The organism is Agromyces sp. S2-1-8 (assembly GCF_021129215.1).
In the GTDB taxonomy this organism is placed as follows: Bacteria; Actinomycetota; Actinomycetes; order Actinomycetales; family Microbacteriaceae; genus Agromyces; species Agromyces chromiiresistens.
In genome coordinates, this window is sequence record NZ_JAJOLP010000001.1 from 3,053,084 (window position 1) to 3,069,631 (window position 16,548).

Genomic DNA, 16,548 nt, shown 5'->3' on the forward strand with positions numbered 1-16,548 from the left:
CGGATGTCAACTGCCTCGGAGTATGCAAGAATCGCCGTGAATCATCACCAAGCCTCGCGCATACTTCAGATGTTCGCGTGCCCGTGACCGGAAGGACCACCAGAATGAGATTCGCCAGGCTCGGCGACGCCGGCTCCGAGATCCCCGTGCTGCTCGACGGCGAGCGCGTGCTCGACCTGCGGGGCCTCACCGCCGACATCGACGGCGCCTTCCTCGCCGGCGACGGCCCGGATCGCGCCGCGGCCGCACTCGCGGCGGGGCGGCTGCCCGAGCTCACGGGCGCAGCCGGCCTCCGCGTCGGGGCGCCGATCTCCCGACCGGGCGCGGTCTACTGCATCGGCATGAACTACGCGGCGCACGCCGCGGAATCGGGGTCGGCCCCGCCCGAGCAGCTCGTGATGTTCATGAAGTCGCCGAACACGGTCGTCGGGCCCGACGACGACGTGACGATCCCGCCGGGCAGCGAGAAGACCGACTGGGAGGTCGAGCTCGGCATCGTGATCGGGCGACGCGCGAGCCGGCTCCGCTCCCCCGCCGAGGCGCGTGCGCACATCGCCGGGTTCGTGACGGCCAACGACCTCTCGGAGCGCGACTGGCAGCTGGCGGTCTCGGGCGGTCAGTGGTCCAAGGGCAAGAGCGCACCAGGGTTCTGCCCGACCGGCCCGTGGCTCGTGACGCCCGACGAGCTCGACGCCGACGACGTGCGCCTGCGCAGCTTCGTGAACGGCGAGCCCCGCCAGGACTCGCGCACGAGCGACCTCATCTTCGGCATCGACACGATCGTATGGGAGCTCAGCAGGTTCCTCGCGCTCGAGCCCGGCGACCTCGTGCTCACGGGCACCCCCGAGGGCGTCGCCCTGTCTGGCCGCTTCCCCTACCTCCGTGCGGGCGACGTCGTCGAGATCGAGATCGACGGGCTCGGCCGCCAGCGCCAGCGATACGTCGACGCCTGAACCCCTCCCCGAAGCAGTGAACGATCTCCAAGGAGCGAACATGAGCCAGCAGCCGACCGACCCCGGTGAGTTCGACGGCCTCGTCGCCGTCGTCACGGGCGGGGCGTCGGGCATCGGCGCCGCGATCGCGACGCGCCTGCGACGCGGGGGCGCCAGGGTCGCGGTCTTCGACCTCCGGCCCGAAGCGTCCGACGCCGACCTGGCGGTCGCCGTCGACGTCGCCGACGACGCGAGCGTGCGGGCGGGGGTCGAGCGCGTCGTCGCCGAGTTCGGCCGGCTCGACATCGTCGTGAACAACGCCGGCATCGGCGCCCAGGGCACGATCGAGGCGAACGCCGACGACGAGTGGCACCGGGTGCTCGACATCAACGTGCTCGGCATGATGCGGGTCGCCCGTGCGGCGCTGCCGCACCTGCGGCGGTCCCCCGCCGCCGCGATCGTCAACACGTCGTCGATCGCGGCGACCGCGGGCCTGCCCGAGCGGGCGCTCTACAGTGCGAGCAAGGGCGCGGTCTCGGCGCTGACCCGCGCGATGGCGGCCGACCACCTGCGCGAGGGCATCCGCGTGAACGCGGTCAATCCGGGCACGGCGGACACCCCGTGGATCGGCCGGCTGCTCGCCCAGGCGCCCGACCCCGCGGCGGAGCGCGCCGCCCTCGAAGCGCGCCAGCCCCACGGCCGGCTCGTGGCCGCCGACGAGGTCGCCGGCGCCGTCGCCTACCTCGCGAGCCCGGCCTCGGGCTCGACGACGGGCATCGAGGTCGCAGTCGACGGGGGCATGCAGGAGCTCCGGTTGCGTCCCGCCTGACCCGGCGACGCTACGGCTCACCTGCTCCGGCGGGACCGTTTTCGGTCCGGCGGGATGCCGCGAGGCATCCGGGCCCGACCGGGAACGACCGCCGGAACGCGTCGTAGGCCACGCGCGGGAGGCGAGATCCTTTCGCATCATGGAATTCGACTGTCGCCTTCGTGGAAGGTCGCCGCCGTCGGCTTGTACATGTCGACAAACGATCCCGGCGTACGGCGCGATAGCGTGGACGAGTGAAGTTCGCGCACCTGAGAGCCGAAGGCCAATCGACCCCACGGCTCGCGGTGGTCGTCGCCGAAGCGGCGCTCTTCCTCGACGAGGTGCTCGAGCACTCCCCCCGAGACCTGCAGGACCTCATCGAACGCGGCCCTGAGGGCCTCGCCGAGGTGCGCGCCGCCGTCGACACGGCTCTCGAGGCCGGCGCCGAGCTCACGCCCGTGAGCGAACTGCGCCACTCGTCGGCCGTGCTGCGGCCGCCGCACATCCTGGCCATCGGAGCGAACTACGCGGCCCACTCGCAGGAGCTGAAGCTCCGCCACGAGACGGCGCCGACGATCTTCTCGCTCTGGCCGAACTCCCTCGGAGCGCACGGCGCGACGACGACCTGGCCCGAAGACCTCACCCACCAGGTCGACTACGAGGCCGAGCTCGGCGTGATCATCGGCCGGCCCGCCCGCGGCGTGCACGAGCGCGACGCCCTCGACTACGTCTGGGGCTACACCGTCGTCAACGACATCACGGCGCGAGACATCCAGTTCTCCGAGGCCCAGTGGTCGCGCTGCAAGTCGTTCGACGGCTTCACCCCGACCGGGCCGGTCGTGGTGACCGCCGACGAGGTCGCCGACCCGCAGGACCTCTGGCTCACCACGAACCTCGACGGCCGCATCCTGCAGGACGCCTCGACCGGCGACATGGTGCGCAGCGTCCCCGAGATCATCGCGTACCTCTCGCGCTCGGCGACCATCCCGCCGGGCACGCTCATCTCGACCGGCAGTCCCGGCGGCGCCGGCTACTCGCGCAACCCGCAGGTGTTCCTGCAGGACGGCTCGACCGTGACGGTGTCGATCGGCGGCATCGGGTCGCTCACGACGCACTGCCGCGTGATCTGACGCCACGCCGCCCGATCACGACACGAGCTCCGCTCGACCGATGCCCGCGCCGAGGTGCCGACCGAGGAAGGCGCCGGCCCGATCCAGTGCCGCCGTCGACGCCTCGAGCGCGTCGAGCGACGTCTGGTAGTTGTGCGGCGCCCGGGCGGCAGCCTCGAGCACGACCTCGACGTCGTCGTGCGCCGCGTTGGCCGCGAGCCGCACTGCGTCGTCGAGCAGGAGCTCACGGGTGCCCACCTGCACGAGCATGGGCGGCAGGCCGCGGAGGCTTGCGAACACCGGGCTCGCGAGCGGTGACGCCGCAACCTCGGCGGCGCCGCCTTCCGGGAGGTAGCGATCGGCGTAGCCGCGGATGTCGGCCTGGCTGAACAACGGGTCGTCGCCGACCCGGTCCGTGAACGAGTCGCCGCTGAGCGTCAGGTCGGCCCACGGTGAGAACACCGCGACGGCCGCCGGCATCTCGAGCCCGGCGTCGCGTGCGGCGACGAGGGTTGCGACGGCGAGCCCGCCGCCGGCCGAGTCGCCCGCGACGACCAGACGCCGCCCGCCGACCCGATCGACCAGCTCGCGAAATGCGGCGAGCGCGTCGTCGACGGGCGCCGGAAAACGGTGTTCGGGTGCGAGCCGGTAGTCGAGCGAGTAGGCGGTCGTCCCCGCCCGCTCGGCGAGCGCCGCCGCCATGCCGACGCCGGTCGCGGCGGAACCGATGACGTACCCGCCGCCGTGCAGGTAGAGGAGTGCCCCTGCTCCCCCGTCGCCGGGCACGAGTTCGATCGCCGGACGGCCGCCGAGCACCGTGTCGCGGGCCGCGAACCCCGGGGGCGGCGGGACGGCGCCCGCGGCGAACGCGGTCCGCATCTCGGCGACGGTGGCGTCGGCGGCGAACCTCGACGCGGCGTAGTCGGCCGAGAGTCGGTCGAACTCGAATCGTGACATGGGGCTCCTCCTCGCGTAGATTGCTTCCCAGGAATCGATATTACGGTCAATCAGATTCCTGTCAATCTAATTACAAGGAAACAATGTCCGCGGATCTCGCCCTCTTCCTCCAGCTCGTGCGCGTCGAGACGCTCTGGTACGAGCGGCTCTCCGACGAGTTGCAGGCGGCGCACGGGTTGCCGCTGTCGAGCTACGACGTGCTCAACGTCGTCGCCACCGTCGAGGCCTGCCGGGTGCAGGACATCGCACGAGAGATCGGCATCACGGTGGGGGCCGTCAGCAAGGCCGTCGATCGGCACGAGCAGGCCGGATGGGTCGCTCGGCGCGCGAATCCGGCCGACCGCCGGTCGTCACTCGTCGAACTCACCGGCGAAGGACGTCGCCTCCTCGACGAAGCGACCCCCCTCGTGGCGACGTCGCTCCGAGCGCGCCTCGCCGTGCTCGACGCCGGTCGGCGTGCGGCGCTGGCCGACGCCCTCGCCGCGCTCCGCGAGGCACTCGACTCCCCCGCCTGACCGCACCGGTGCGCCCGCAGAGACGGGATGCCTCGGGCCGACGTCGGCGAGACGCCCGCCCCGAGGCATCCGCGTCACTCGTGCGGTTCGCCCTGCAGGTGCTGCACGGGGATGACGGTCGTGATCGGCCGGATGCCCGACAGCTTCGACGGCTGCAGCTGGGCGACGACCTCGTCACGGCTCATGAGGCCGGCCTCGACGACGAGGTCGGCGACGGGCCGGCCGCTCGCGAGGGCGAGCTTCGCGAGCTTGGCCGCCTCGGTGTAGCCGATGAACGGGATGAGCGCGGTGATGACGCCGACGCTCGAGGCGACCATCTGCTCGAGGCGCTCGGTGTTCGCGGTGATGCCGTCGACGCAGTTGACGCGGAGCGTCCAGCAGGCCTGGCGCATCCACGTGATCGACTGCAGCAGCGAGTGCGCGATGACCGGCTCGAAGGCGTTGAGCTGCAGCTGGCCGCTCTCGGCCGCCATCATGACAGTGACGTCGGCGCCCGCGACCGAGTAGGCGACCTGGCTCACGGCCTCGGGGATGACCGGGTTGACCTTGCCCGGCATGATCGACGAGCCCGCCTGCATGGGCGGCAGGTTGATCTCGCCGAGTCCGGCCTGCGGGCCCGACGAGAGCAGTCGCAGGTCGTTGCAGATCTTCGAGAGCTTGATCGCACTGCGCTTGAGCGCGCTCGAGAACGTCATGAACACGCCCGTGTCGCTCGTCGCCTCGATGAGGTCGGGCGCCGTCTCGAGGCGCAGCTCGGTGATCGCGCTCAGGTGCTCGACGACGGATGCCGCGTAGCCGGGGTCGGCGGTGATGCCGGTGCCGATCGCGGTCGCCCCGAGGTTGACCTCGCCGAGCAGCTTGATCGTCTCGCGCAAGCGGTCGATGTCCTCGCCGAGGGTCGTCGCGAAGCCGTGGAACTCCTGGCCGAGCGTCATCGGCACGGCATCCTGCAGCTGCGTGCGGCCGACCTTCAGCACCTCGTGGAACTCGCGGCCCTTGCGGCTGAACGCGATGCGCAGCTGGTCGAGCTCGACGAGCATCGTGCGCAGCGAGAACGCCATCGCGATCTTCACCGCGGTCGGATACGTGTCGTTCGTCGACTGGCTGCGGTTGACGTCGTCGATCGGGTGCAGCACGTCGTAGCGCCCCTTGGGGTAACCCGCGATCTCGAGCGCGAGGTTCGCGATGACCTCGTTCGCGTTCATGTTCGTCGACGTGCCCGCCCCGCCCTGGATGACGCCGACGATGAACTGGTCGTGCAGCTCGCCGTCGATGATGCGCTGGCACGCCTCGTCGATCCACGCGGCCTTCTGCTGGTTCAGCACGCCCACCTGCCGGTTCGCGCGCGCCGCCGCCTGCTTGACCGAGGCGAGCGCCACGACGAGTTCGGGGTAGACCGAGATGGGGCGCTTCGAGATCGGGAAGTTGTCGAGCGCCCGCTTGGTGTGCACCCCCCAGTAGGCGTCGGCCGGAACCTCGACCGAGCCGAGCGAATCGGTCTCGGTACGGGTCGCCTCGGTCGCTTCGGGCTCGTGCATCAGTGTTTCCTCCACGGAGCCGTGCGCCGCGTCGGGGATCGACGCGCCGGACCGGCTCCATCGCCTCGGTGAGCGCGGGATCGCCGCGCGGTCGTCGCCTCGAGCCTACCGTTCGGGTGATGCCGCTTTCCGCATCCGGGCGTCCGGAGAGTGCTCGCCGTCGGGACGCTCTGCCCGGCTCGCGACCCGCCGTCGCCCCGTGGCGGCCATGGCACCGGTGGAAGCACGGAGCGGCGGCGGGCGCCCCCACGCCCGCCGCCGCTCCGTCCGCGCCGCTAGGCGCGATCCGGTTCGTCGACCCCGTCGGTCGCGAGCAGCTCCTCCTCGACGGCGCCGCCGTAGCCCTCCGCCTGCGGGTCGCCGTGCAGTCCGCCGGAGACGGCGTACTCCTCCTCCGGCGAGAGGATCAGCCGGTGCCGGCCCCAGACCCCGAAGCCGATCAGCATCACGACGTAGACGACCGCGATCGCGATGATCGCGGGCACGAACGTGGGGTTGAGCAGGAATCCGAGGAAGATGAGCGCGGCGATGATCGCCGCGACGACCGCGCCCGTCACGCCCCACGGGCTGACGTACGGGCGCTTGGCGTTCGGGAACTTCCGCCGCAGGATGACGAAGGCGACCATCTGGAGGAGGTAGGCGAGCACCGCACCCCAGACCGCGATGTTGAGCACGATCGCGCCGGCGACGGCCCCCGCCCCCTCCTCGTCGATCCGCGCCAGCACGTCGAGCACGACGAGGGCCGCGAACCCGATCACGGCGCCCGCGACGAGCGCGACCCACGGCGTCTGCCGCTTGCCGGTGAGCGAGAGGAACTTCGGGTAGTAGCCCGCCCGCGACAGCGAGTACATGTTGCGGCCGTAGGCGAACATGATGCCCTGGAGCGAGGCGAGCAGGCCGATGAGCGCGAAGAGGGCGAGCACCGCGGCGGCGCCGTCGCCGACGATCGCGCGGAAGCCGTCGAGCAGCGGCTCGCCCGCCGTGCCGGTGGCCTCGGCGCCGAGGACGCCCGTGTTGAGGAACAGCACGAGCAGACCCGTGATGATGAGCGTCGCGCGGGCGATGAGGCCCGCGCGCGGGATGTCGCGGACGGGGTCGTGCGACTCCTCGGCGGCGAGCGGCAGCTCTTCGATGCCGAGGAAGAACCACATCGCGAACGGCAGCGCGAACAGGATGGGCAGCACGCCGTGCGGCAGGAACTCGGTCTGGCCGGGGTCGGGCGCGATGTCCCAGAGCGCGTCCCACGAGAACTGGCCCGAGAAGAGCGCCATCGCGCTGAACACGAGGATGATCGCGATCGAGATGATCGACACGACGATCGCGAACTTGAACGAGATGCTCGCTCCGGCCGAGTTGAGCGCGATGAAGGCGACGTAGAGGATGACCCACCAGATCCAGGCGGGCATCGAGAAGCCGAGCAGCTCGCTCGTGATGCCGTCGGCGTAGGCGGCCGAGAAGTACACGATCACGGCGGTCGTCGCGACGTACTCGATCGTCTCGGCGAGACCGGTGACGAATCCGCCCCAGGGCCCCATCGCGGCGCGCGAGAACGAGTAGGCGCCGCCCGTGTGGGGCATCGCCGAGCTCATCTCGCCGATCGAGAAGATGAGGCCGTAGTACATCACGATGAGGATGGCGAAGGCGATGAGCATGCCCCCGAAGCCGGCGAAGTCGATGCCGAAGTTCCAGCCCGAGAAGTCGCCCGAGATGACGGCGGCGACCGCGAGGCCCCAGAGCCCCCAGACGCCCGCCGAGCGCTTCAACCGCCGTTTCTCGAAGTACCCTTCGTCGGCCGTCGCGTACGTGACGCCGGAGACCTTGAGCGTGTCCTTGGCCATGCTGCTCCCTTGCGGTCATCGCGCGGGCCGGTCGGCGGCGCGCGGGGGTGCGATGTGGTGGGCACGATGATAGGGCGCTCAATGGTCGCTTGTACAGACCATTTTTCGAGCTGGTTCCCTCATCAGGCTCACCCGGTCATGACGATTTCGCTCACGCCCCCACCGATGGTGTGGTGTAATGGTCGCCACCACCGACCATTCCAACTCGAGGAGGAGCCCGGATGTCGTCACCCACCGGTCACCTGACGCTCGACCAGCTGCGCAGCGCGGTCGCCGACGATCACGTCGACACCGTGATCGTCGCCTTCACGGACATGCAGGGCCGGCTCGTCGGCAAGCGGGTCTCGGCGAGGCTGTTCCTCGAGGACGTCGGCGCCCACGGCGCCGAGGCCTGCAACTACCTGCTCGCGGTCGACGTCGAGATGAACACGGTCGACGGCTACGCGATGTCGAGCTGGGAGCGCGGCTACGGAGACATGGCGCTCATCCCCGACTTCGCGACGCTCCGCATGACCCCGTGGCTCGAGCGCACCGCGCTCGTCACGGCCGACCTGCGGTGGCTCGACGGCGCACCCGTCGAGCCGTCGCCCCGCCGCATCCTGCAGCGCCAGCTCGAGCGCCTCGCCGAGCGGGGGCTCACCGCCTTCGTGGGCACCGAGCTCGAGTTCATCGTCTTCGACGACTCGTACCGCGACGCCTGGCGCAAGGGCTACCGCGACCTCACCCCCGCGAGCGACTACAACATCGACTACGCGCTGCTCGCCTCCACCCGCATGGAGCCGCTGCTGCAGGACATCCGGCGATCGATGGACGGCGCCGGCATGTACTGCGAGGGCGTGAAGGGCGAGTGCAACCTCGGCCAGCAGGAGATCGCCTTCCGCTACGCCGACGCGCTCACCACGTGCGACAACCACTCGCTCTACAAGAACGGGGCGAAGGAGATCGCCGACCGCCACGGCAAGGCCATCACCTTCATGGCGAAGTTCAACGAGCGCGAGGGCAACAGCTGCCACATCCACATCTCCCTGCGCGGCGCGGGCGGCGAAGCCGTCTTCAGCGACCCCGACGCCCCGCACGGCATGTCGAAGCTCTTCCGGCACTTCCTCGCCGGCCAGCTCGCCGCGATGCGCGAGCTGACCCTGTTCTCCGCGCCGAACATCAACTCGTACAAGCGATACGTCGCCGGCAGCTTCGCACCGACCGCGATCGCCTGGGGACTCGACAATCGCACGTGCGCCCTGCGCGTCGTCGGCCACGGCCACGGCATGCGCGTCGAGAACCGGGTGCCCGGCGGCGACGTCAACCAGTACCTCGCGGTCGCGGCGCTCATCGCGGCCGGCCTGCACGGCATCGACCAGGAGCTCGAGCCCGGTGAGCTCTTCGCCGGCAACGCCTACGAGTCCGATGTCTCGCGGGTGCCGGCGACGCTCCGGGACGCTGCCGACCTCTTCGCCGCCTCGGCCGTCGCGCGCGACGCCTTCGGCGACGAGGTCGTCGAGCACTACCTCAACAACGCGCGCGTCGAGCTCGCCGCCTACGACGCGGCCGTCACGGACTGGGAGCGGGTGCGTGGCTTCGAACGTCTCTGACTTCAGCGACTCAGTGGTCGGGCCGGGGGGCCGTGCGGATGCCTCGGCGACGGCCGAGGCATCCGCGCCGGTGATCGGGGTGACCACCTACCTGGAGCAGGCGCAGACCGGAGTGTGGGACGTGCCCGCCTCGTTCCTGCCGAAGGTGTACCTCGACGCCGTCACCGACGCCGGCGGCATCGCCGTGCTGCTGCCGCCGCAGCCCGTCTCCCCCGGAATCGCGCGTGCCGTGCTCGCCGGTCTCGACGGTCTCATCGTGGCCGGCGGCGCCGACGTCGACCCGGCGCGTTACGGCCAGGCGCCGCACGAGCGCACCGGCGCGCCGCGCATCGACCGCGACGACTGGGAGGATGCGCTGCTCACCGCCGCCATCGAGGCCGACCTGCCGTTCCTCGGCATCTGCCGCGGCGCCCAGATGCTCAACGTCGCGCTCGGCGGCACGCTGCACCAGCACCTGCCAGAGGTCGTCGGCACCGAGGCGTACCAACCCGGCCCCGCCGTGTTCGGCGAGACGACCGTCGAGGTCGCACCCGGCTCCCGGCTCGCGAGCCTCGTCGGCGACACGGGCGACCTGCCCGTGCACGTCTACCACCACCAGGCGCTCGACGAGGTCGCCGACGGGCTCGTCGTCACGGCCCGCACCGCCGAAGGGGTGATCGAGGCGGTCGAACTGCCCGATGCGGCCTTCGGCGTGGGCGTGCAATGGCACCCCGAGGAGAACGCCGCCGACCGTCGCCTGTTCGCCGGCCTCGTCGAGGCCGCCCGATCGCACCGCGCCGCCCGCACCGACCGCGAGAGGACCCGACCATGACCCGCACGATCGTCAACCCCGCCGACGAACGCATCGTCGCGACCGTCGAGCCGGCCACGGTCGAGGAGGCCGACGCCGCGATCGCACGGGCCGCCGTCGCGCAGCGCGACTGGGCGGCCGTGGCACCCGTCGACCGGGCTCGGGCCCTCCGTCGTTTCGCCGCGGCGGTCGACGGTGCACTCGAGGAGCTCGCCGCGCTCGAGGTGCGCAACTCCGGTCACCCGATCGTGCAGGCGCGGTGGGAGGCCGGGCACGTCCGTGATGTGCTCGAGTACTACTCGGCCGCACCCGAACGCCTCTTCGGCCGCCAGATCCCGGTCGCCGGCGGCCTCGACGTCACCTTCCAGGAGCCGCTCGGTGTCGTCGGCGTCATCACGCCGTGGAACTTCCCGATGACGATCGCCTCGTGGGGCTTCGCCCCTGCACTCGCGGCCGGCAACGCCGTCGTGCTGAAACCCGCTGAGTGGACGCCGCTCACGAGCCTCCGGCTCGCCGAGCTGGCGCTCGAGTCGGGCCTGCCCGAAGGGCTCTTCCAGGTGATCCCCGGCAAGGGGTCGGTCGTCGGTGAGCGGTTCGTCACGAACGAGACCGTGCGCAAGGTCGTCTTCACGGGCTCGACCGAGGTCGGCACGCGCATCATGGCCGGCTGCGCCGAGCAGGTGAAGCGCGTGACCCTCGAGCTCGGCGGCAAGAGCGCGAACATCGTGTTCGCCGACGCCGACCTCGAGAAGGCCGCGGCGACCGCGCCGTACGGCGTGTTCGAGAACGCCGGCCAGGACTGCTGCGCCCGCAGCCGGATCCTCGTCGAGCGGAGCGTCTACGAACGCTTCATGGAACTGCTCGAGCCCGCCGTCAAGGGCGTGGTCGTCGGCGACCCGACCGACGAGGCGACCGAGATGGGGCCGCTCGTCGCTGCCGCCCACCGCGACCGGGTGCGCTCGTTCGTGCCCGACGACGCCGACGTCGCGTTCCGCGGCAGCGCACCCGACGGCCCGGGATTCTGGTACCCGCCGACGGTGCTGACGCCCTCGCGCACCGCGCCGACCGCGACCGAGGAGATCTTCGGACCCGTCGTGACGGTCTTCCCCTTCGATGACGAGGCCGACGCCGTGTCGTTCGCGAACGCGTCGCGGTACGGGCTCTCCGGGTCGATCTGGACGCGCGACATCGGCCGCGGCATCCGGGTCGCCCGGAGTGTCGAGTCGGGCAACCTCTCGGTCAACTCGCACTCCTCCGTGCGCTACGCCACGCCGTTCGGCGGGTTCAAGCAGTCGGGGCTCGGCCGGGAGCTCGGCCCCGACGCGCCGCTCGCGTTCACCGAGACCAAGAACGTCTTCATCGCCGTCGACTGATACCGCCCACCCACCGCGCCCGCACCGGGCACCCGCCGCCGAACCAGCAAGGAGCACCATGGCCACCGCACCGATCGATCTCACCCAGCGCCTCGCCGGCCGCGTCGCCGTCGTCACGGGCGGCGCCTCCGGCATCGGTCTCGCGACCGCGAAGCGCTTCGCCGCCGAGGGCGCGAAGGTCGTCATCGGCGACCTCGACCCCGTGACCGGCGCCGCAGCGGCCGCCGACGTCGACGGGCTGTTCGTGCAGGTCGACGTCACCGACGAGGAGCAGGTGAACCACCTCTTCGACGAGGCGGCCCGCGTCTACGGGTCGGTCGACGTCGCGTTCAACAACGCGGGCATCTCGCCGCCCGACGACGACTCGATCGAGACCACCGAGCTGCCCGCGTGGCAGAAGGTGCAGGACGTCAACCTCAAGAGCGTCTACCTGTGCTCCCGGGCTGCGCTGCGGCACATGGTCTCGCAGGGTCGCGGCTCGATCATCAACACCGCCTCGTTCGTCGCCGTCCTCGGGTCGGCCACCTCGCAGATCTCGTACACGGCCTCGAAGGGCGGCGTGCTCGCGATGAGCCGCGAGCTGGGCGTGCAGTTCGCCCGCCAGGGCATCCGGGTCAACGCGCTCTGCCCGGGGCCCGTGAACACGCCGCTTCTGCAGGAGCTGTTCGCGAAGGACCCCGAGCGCGCCCAGCGACGCCTCGTGCACGTGCCGGTCGGCCGCTTCGCGAAGCCCGAGGAGCTCGCCGCGGCGGTCGCGTTCCTCGCGAGCGACGACGCCTCGTTCATCACCGGCTCGACCTTCCTCGTCGACGGCGGCATCAGCGCCGCGTACGTGACGCCGCTCTAAGCTCGGAGCATGGACCAGGTACCGCAGGAGAGCCCCGACGTCCTCGACGCCGGGCTCCTCCTGCGGCCCGCCCGGCCCGCGAACGCGTTCGAGGAGACGGTGCAGCGCCTGCTGCAGACCATCCGCCTCGGGCTCATCCCGCCCGGCGAGCGGCTGCCCGCCGAGCGCGAGCTCGCCGTCACCCTCGAGGTGAGCCGCGACACCCTGCGCGAGGCGATCGGCTCGCTCGCCGAGGCCGGGTGGGTCGTCTCGCGGCGCGGCCGCTACGGCGGCACGTTCGTCTCCGATCCGCTGCCCGAGCGGTCGACGACGGGCGCGCGCACGGTCGACCGCGCCCGGCTCGAGGACACGCTCGCGCTGCGCGCGGTCGTCGAGGTCGGCGTCGCCCGCCGCGCAGCCGAGAGCGAGCTCACCGCGGGCGATCGCGATCGCCTCTGGCAGGCGTGCGAGGAGTGCGCCGCCGCCGAACCCGGCCAGTACCGCGTCGCCGACTCGCGGCTGCACCTCGTCATCGCCGAGGTCATCGGCGCCGAGTCGGTGACGCCGCTCGTGGCCGAGGTGCGCATGCGAGTCAACGAGCTGCTCGACGGCATCCCGCTGCTCGCACCGAACATCGCGCACTCCGATGAGCAGCACCGGGCGATCGTGAGCGCCATCCTGCGCGGATCCGCCGACGAGGCCGCCGCGGCGATGGCCGAGCACCTCACGGGCACCGAGGCGCTGCTGCGCGGCTTCTACGCCTGAACGGCCCCGACGACGAGCGGGGCCCGAGCTGTGCTCGGGCCCCGCGCGGGTCGGATCGGCGTTCGGCTCAGAGGAACGCGAACGGCAGCATCACGAGGCCGAAGACGGCGGCGCCGAGCGCGACGACCACGGCACCCGCGAGCATGACGGCGTTCAGCACGATGCCCCAGATCGCCGTCGTGCGGGTCGCGGGCTCGCGCTTGAGGGCCATGATGCCGAGCACGAGCCCGACGATCGGGACGACGAAGCTGTAGCTCGCGACGATCGAGACGATGCCGAGCACGAGGCTCGCGATGCTGAAGCCGCGCGACTCCGCGACGGGCGCGGCGGGCTGCCCCTGGTACGGCGCCTGGGTTGCGGTGTCGGTGACGGTGGTCATGGTGTGTGCTCCTTCTCGGTTGTACTTCAACGCTAGAAGCGCGCCGGGGCTGGCGGTATGGGGGTATCCCCCCGATACGATCTGAGGACTTCCGCCCCTCGATGTCGATCGGAGACCCATGAACCTGCCCTGGACCCTGCACGGCGACGGCAAGCACGTCGCACCGGGCGAGGTCGTCGCCCCCGGCGAACGCCTCAGCTGGCCGCGCACGATCGGCATCGGTGCGCAGCACGTGGTCGCGATGTTCGGTGCGACGTTCCTGGTGCCGCTGCTGACCGGGTTCCCGCCGGCCACCACGGTGCTGTTCTCGGGCATCGGCACGCTCCTGTTCCTCGTGATCACGCAGAACAGGCTGCCGAGCTACCTCGGTTCGTCGTTCGCGTTCATCGCCCCGATGCTCGCGGCGCTCGGCTCGACGCAGCTCGACGACCCGATGGGCGCCGCCCTCTTCGGCATCGTCAGCGTCGGGCTCCTGCTCGCCGCGATCGGCGCACTCGTGCTGTGGACGGGCACGGGCTGGATCGACGTGCTCATGCCGCCGGTGGTCGCCGGTGCGATCGTCGCTCTGATCGGCCTCAACCTCGCCCCGGTCGCGAAGGTCAATTTCGACGCCGCCCCGCTCACCGCCCTGATCACGCTCACGGCGATCCTGCTCACGACCGTGCTCTTCCGGGGCATGCTGGGCCGAATCTCGATCCTCGTCGGCGTCGTCGTCGGCTACATCGCCGCCGTCATCCAGGGACAGGTCGACTTCGCGGCCCTCGAGAAGGCGGCGTGGGTGGGCCTGCCGGACTTCCACCTCGCGACGAACCCGTTCGCCGACCCGGCGGTGTGGGGCCTCCTGCCCGCGTTCCTCCCGGTCGTGCTCGTGCTCATCGCCGAGAACGTGGGCCACGTGCGCGGTGTCGCCCAGATGACCGACGCCTCGGTCAACAAGCAGACCGGCCGCGCGCTGTTCGCCGACGGCCTCGCCACCACGATCGCAGGCATGTTCGGCGGCTCGGGCACGACGACGTACGGCGAGAACATCGGCGTCATGGCCGCGACGCGCGTGTACTCGACCGCGGCGTACTGGATCGCGGGCATCGTCGCCGTGCTGCTCGGCCTCTCCCCCAAGTTCGGCGCGCTCGTCGCGACGATCCCGCAGGGCGTGCTGGGTGGGGCGACCGTCGCGCTCTACGGCCTCATCGGCATCATCGGCGTGAAGATCTGGGTCGACAACAAGGTCGACTTCACGCGGCCGGTGAACCAGTTCACGGCCGCCGTGGCGCTCGTCATCGGCATCGCCAACTTCACCATCGAGTTCGGCAACGTCGTCTTCGGCGGCATCGCGCTCGGCACGATCGCGGCGCTCGTCGTCTACCACGGCATGAACGCGATCTCGAAGGTGCGCGGCACGAACTGACGCCACTCGAGTCGCGATGGCCACGCGGATGCCTCGTGCCGCATGCGGCACGAGGCATCCGCGTGCTGTCGCCGGACTCGGAGTCCCAGGCGTACGCCGAAGCCGGGGTCGACCCCTGCGCTCCGGGAGGGTCCCCGAACCCGGCAACACGCAGGCGGGTCAGCCCCCGAGGAGCGCCTCGATCGGCCCGCGCGCGAAGTAGATCAGGAAGCCGGCGGCGACCACCCAGAGCAGCGGGCTGATCTCCTTCGCCCGGCCCGACAGCGAGCGGATCACGACCCAGCTGATGAAGCCGGCGCCGATGCCGTTCGCGATCGAGTAGGTGAGCGGCATGACCGTGACCGTGAGGAACACCGGCAGCAGCACCGAGAACTCGCTGAAGTCGATGCCCTTGATCTGCGACATCATGAGCGCACCGACGATGACGAGGGCCGCCGCGGCGACCTCGGTGGGCACGATCGACACGAGCGGCGTGAAGAACATCGCGATCAGGAACAGCGCGCCGGTCACGAGGTTCGCGACGCCCGTGCGCGCCCCCTCGCCGATGCCGGCGCCCGACTCGATGAACACCGTGTTCGACGAGGCCGAGGTGTAGCCGCCGACGACGGCTCCGACGCCCTCGACGACGAGCGCCGACTTCAGCCGCGGGAAGTTGCCCTTCGCGTCGGCGAGCTCCGCCTCCTTCGAGAGGCCGGTCATCGTGCCCATCGCGTCGAAGAAGTTCGTGAAGACGAGGGTGAAGACGAGCATGACCGCGGCGAGCACCCCGATGCGCTCGAAGCTGCCGAACGAGACCTGGCCGACGAGCGAGAGGTCGGGCACGCTCACGGGCGATCCCGACAGCTCGGGCACCGAGAGGCCCCAGCCGCCGGGGTTCACGACCTCGCCGCCGGCGACCCTGGGCCCGAGGTTCATGATCGCCTCGACGACGACCGAGACGACGGTTCCGGAGACGAGGCCGATGAGGATGCCGCCGCGCACCTTGCGCGCGACGAGGAGCCCGGTGAGCAGCAGGGTGAAGACGAAGATGAGCGACGGAACCGTCGCGACCGAACCGCCGACGCCCAGGCCCACGGGCGGCGAACCGACACCGGTCGCCGTCACGAAGCCGGCGTCGACGAAGCCGATGAACGCGATGAACAGGCCGATGCCGACGGTGATCGCGAGCTTCAGCTGGATCGGCACGGCATCGAAGATCAACCGGCGCAGACCGGTCGCCGCGAGCACCACGATGATGAGGCCGTTGATGACGACGAGGCCCATGGCCTCGGGCCAGGTCACCTGCCCGACGACCGACACCGCGAGGAACGAGTTGATGCCGAGGCCCGCCGCGAAGCCGAACGGCAGTCGCGCGACGACGCCGAACAGGATCGTCATCACACCGGCGGTGAGCCCCGTGACGGCCGAGAGCTGCATGAAGTCGAGCTGCTGCCCGTCGATGTCGGTGCCGCTCGACAGGATGATCGGGTTGAGGATCACGATGTAGGCCATCGTGACGAACGTGACGATGCCGCCGCGTACCTCGGTCAGGAGGTTCGAGCCGCGCGCGGAGATCTCGAAGTAGCGGTCGAACGCACCGACCGGCTTCTCGCCGGCGGGCTCGGTCGGGTCGGTCGTGGGAGGCGTTGCAGTGGTCATCCGGGAACCTTCGATGAGGGACGTGCGGCAGGGTCGCACGACGGGTGGACTGTCATGACGTCATGGCCGTGACCGGGTGCGGCGGG

General features: G+C 71.0%; 15 protein-coding genes. 10 read left to right on the forward strand and 5 right to left on the reverse strand.

Translation table 11 applies throughout. The features are described 5' to 3' along the window. Positions 1-104 precede the first annotated feature (104 nt). The 3 genes from LR269_RS14050 (at position 105) to LR269_RS14060 (ending at position 2,870) form a co-directional block, all read left to right on the forward strand. Complete coding sequence (locus LR269_RS14050) at positions 105-953, forward strand: fumarylacetoacetate hydrolase family protein (RefSeq protein ID WP_231431382.1); 849 nt, start codon at positions 105-107, stop codon at positions 951-953. 40 nt (positions 954-993) lie between these two features. Further along, positions 994-1,761, forward strand: coding sequence for an SDR family NAD(P)-dependent oxidoreductase (locus tag LR269_RS14055; RefSeq protein WP_231431383.1), 768 nt, complete (start codon positions 994-996; stop codon positions 1,759-1,761). A 233-nt stretch (positions 1,762-1,994) separates the two neighbouring features. After that, positions 1,995-2,870 (forward strand): fumarylacetoacetate hydrolase family protein, encoded by an 876-nt coding sequence (locus tag LR269_RS14060; protein WP_231431384.1) that lies wholly within the window; start codon positions 1,995-1,997, stop codon positions 2,868-2,870. Positions 2,871-2,885: 15 nt separating this feature from the next. Here the strand turns inward: LR269_RS14060 and LR269_RS14065 are convergent, their stop codons facing one another. Continuing rightward, on the reverse strand, positions 2,886-3,806 hold the full coding sequence (locus LR269_RS14065) for an alpha/beta hydrolase (protein ID WP_231431385.1): 921 nt from the start codon (positions 3,804-3,806) through the stop codon (positions 2,886-2,888). An 83-nt stretch (positions 3,807-3,889) separates the two neighbouring features. On the opposite strand from LR269_RS14065, the gene LR269_RS14070 reads away from it, so the two are divergent. Next, positions 3,890-4,321 (forward strand): MarR family winged helix-turn-helix transcriptional regulator, encoded by a 432-nt coding sequence (locus LR269_RS14070; RefSeq protein ID WP_231431386.1) that lies wholly within the window; start codon positions 3,890-3,892, stop codon positions 4,319-4,321. Between the two features lie 74 nt (positions 4,322-4,395). Here LR269_RS14070 and LR269_RS14075 read toward each other — a convergent pair whose 3' ends face one another. Both LR269_RS14075 and LR269_RS14080 read right to left on the reverse strand, forming a co-directional pair. After that, positions 4,396-5,859 carry an aspartate ammonia-lyase gene (locus LR269_RS14075; protein WP_231431387.1) on the reverse strand — a complete coding sequence of 488 codons (1,464 nt, stop codon included), beginning with the start codon at positions 5,857-5,859 and terminating at the stop codon, positions 4,396-4,398. Positions 5,860-6,134: 275 nt separating this feature from the next. Continuing rightward, entirely contained in the window at positions 6,135-7,697 is a 1,563-nt protein-coding gene (locus tag LR269_RS14080; RefSeq protein WP_231431388.1) for an amino acid permease, read from the reverse strand. A gap of 221 nt (positions 7,698-7,918) precedes the next feature. Between LR269_RS14080 and LR269_RS14085 the strand changes: the two genes are divergently transcribed. Genes LR269_RS14085 through LR269_RS14105 form a run of 5 tightly spaced genes read left to right on the forward strand, consistent with a single transcriptional unit; the run spans position 7,919 to position 13,040 of the window. Then, entirely contained in the window at positions 7,919-9,286 is a 1,368-nt protein-coding gene (locus tag LR269_RS14085) for a glutamine synthetase family protein (RefSeq protein WP_231431389.1), read from the forward strand. Between the two features lie 13 nt (positions 9,287-9,299). Beyond that, positions 9,300-10,097 (forward strand): gamma-glutamyl-gamma-aminobutyrate hydrolase family protein, encoded by a 798-nt coding sequence (locus LR269_RS14090; protein WP_231432355.1) that lies wholly within the window; start codon positions 9,300-9,302, stop codon positions 10,095-10,097. Next, positions 10,094-11,449, forward strand: coding sequence for an aldehyde dehydrogenase (locus LR269_RS14095; protein WP_231431390.1), 1,356 nt, complete (start codon positions 10,094-10,096; stop codon positions 11,447-11,449). The genes LR269_RS14090 and LR269_RS14095 overlap by 4 nt, the downstream gene beginning before the upstream one ends. A gap of 58 nt (positions 11,450-11,507) precedes the next feature. After that, entirely contained in the window at positions 11,508-12,296 is a 789-nt protein-coding gene (locus LR269_RS14100) for a 3-oxoacyl-ACP reductase (RefSeq protein WP_231431391.1), read from the forward strand. A 9-nt stretch (positions 12,297-12,305) separates the two neighbouring features. Then, complete coding sequence (locus LR269_RS14105; RefSeq protein ID WP_231431392.1) at positions 12,306-13,040, forward strand: FadR/GntR family transcriptional regulator; 735 nt, start codon at positions 12,306-12,308, stop codon at positions 13,038-13,040. 67 nt (positions 13,041-13,107) lie between these two features. Here the strand turns inward: LR269_RS14105 and LR269_RS14110 are convergent, their stop codons facing one another. Next, positions 13,108-13,419, reverse strand: a complete 312-nt coding sequence (locus tag LR269_RS14110) for a DUF4190 domain-containing protein (protein ID WP_231431393.1) — start codon at positions 13,417-13,419, stop codon at positions 13,108-13,110. A 118-nt stretch (positions 13,420-13,537) separates the two neighbouring features. Between LR269_RS14110 and LR269_RS14115 the strand changes: the two genes are divergently transcribed. Next, on the forward strand, positions 13,538-14,824 hold the full coding sequence (locus LR269_RS14115) for a uracil-xanthine permease family protein (RefSeq protein ID WP_231431394.1): 1,287 nt from the start codon (positions 13,538-13,540) through the stop codon (positions 14,822-14,824). 159 nt (positions 14,825-14,983) lie between these two features. On the opposite strand, the gene LR269_RS14120 is transcribed toward LR269_RS14115, so the two are convergent. Next, positions 14,984-16,462, reverse strand: coding sequence for an NCS2 family permease (locus tag LR269_RS14120; protein WP_231431395.1), 1,479 nt, complete (start codon positions 16,460-16,462; stop codon positions 14,984-14,986). Positions 16,463-16,548 lie beyond the last annotated feature (86 nt).

What these genes read in the sequence shown, in the direction of transcription:
- LR269_RS14110 (WP_231431393.1), bottom strand. Translation starts at nt 13,419, where the DNA reads ATGACCACCGTCACCGACACCGCAACCCAGGCGCCGTACCAGGGGCAG.
- LR269_RS14080 (WP_231431388.1), bottom strand. Translation starts at nt 7,697, where the DNA reads ATGGCCAAGGACACGCTCAAGGTCTCCGGCGTCACGTACGCGACGGCC.
- LR269_RS14100 (WP_231431391.1), top strand. Translation starts at nt 11,508, where the DNA reads ATGGCCACCGCACCGATCGATCTCACCCAGCGCCTCGCCGGCCGCGTC.
- LR269_RS14070 (WP_231431386.1), top strand. Translation starts at nt 3,890, where the DNA reads ATGTCCGCGGATCTCGCCCTCTTCCTCCAGCTCGTGCGCGTCGAGACG.
- LR269_RS14075 (WP_231431387.1), bottom strand. Translation starts at nt 5,859, where the DNA reads ATGCACGAGCCCGAAGCGACCGAGGCGACCCGTACCGAGACCGATTCG.
- LR269_RS14115 (WP_231431394.1), top strand. Translation starts at nt 13,538, where the DNA reads ATGAACCTGCCCTGGACCCTGCACGGCGACGGCAAGCACGTCGCACCG.
- LR269_RS14065 (WP_231431385.1), bottom strand. Translation starts at nt 3,806, where the DNA reads ATGTCACGATTCGAGTTCGACCGACTCTCGGCCGACTACGCCGCGTCG.
- LR269_RS14105 (WP_231431392.1), top strand. Translation starts at nt 12,306, where the DNA reads ATGGACCAGGTACCGCAGGAGAGCCCCGACGTCCTCGACGCCGGGCTC.
- LR269_RS14050 (WP_231431382.1), top strand. Translation starts at nt 105, where the DNA reads ATGAGATTCGCCAGGCTCGGCGACGCCGGCTCCGAGATCCCCGTGCTG.
- LR269_RS14055 (WP_231431383.1), top strand. Translation starts at nt 994, where the DNA reads ATGAGCCAGCAGCCGACCGACCCCGGTGAGTTCGACGGCCTCGTCGCC.
- LR269_RS14095 (WP_231431390.1), top strand. Translation starts at nt 10,094, where the DNA reads ATGACCCGCACGATCGTCAACCCCGCCGACGAACGCATCGTCGCGACC.
- LR269_RS14120 (WP_231431395.1), bottom strand. Translation starts at nt 16,462, where the DNA reads ATGACCACTGCAACGCCTCCCACGACCGACCCGACCGAGCCCGCCGGC.
- LR269_RS14085 (WP_231431389.1), top strand. Translation starts at nt 7,919, where the DNA reads ATGTCGTCACCCACCGGTCACCTGACGCTCGACCAGCTGCGCAGCGCG.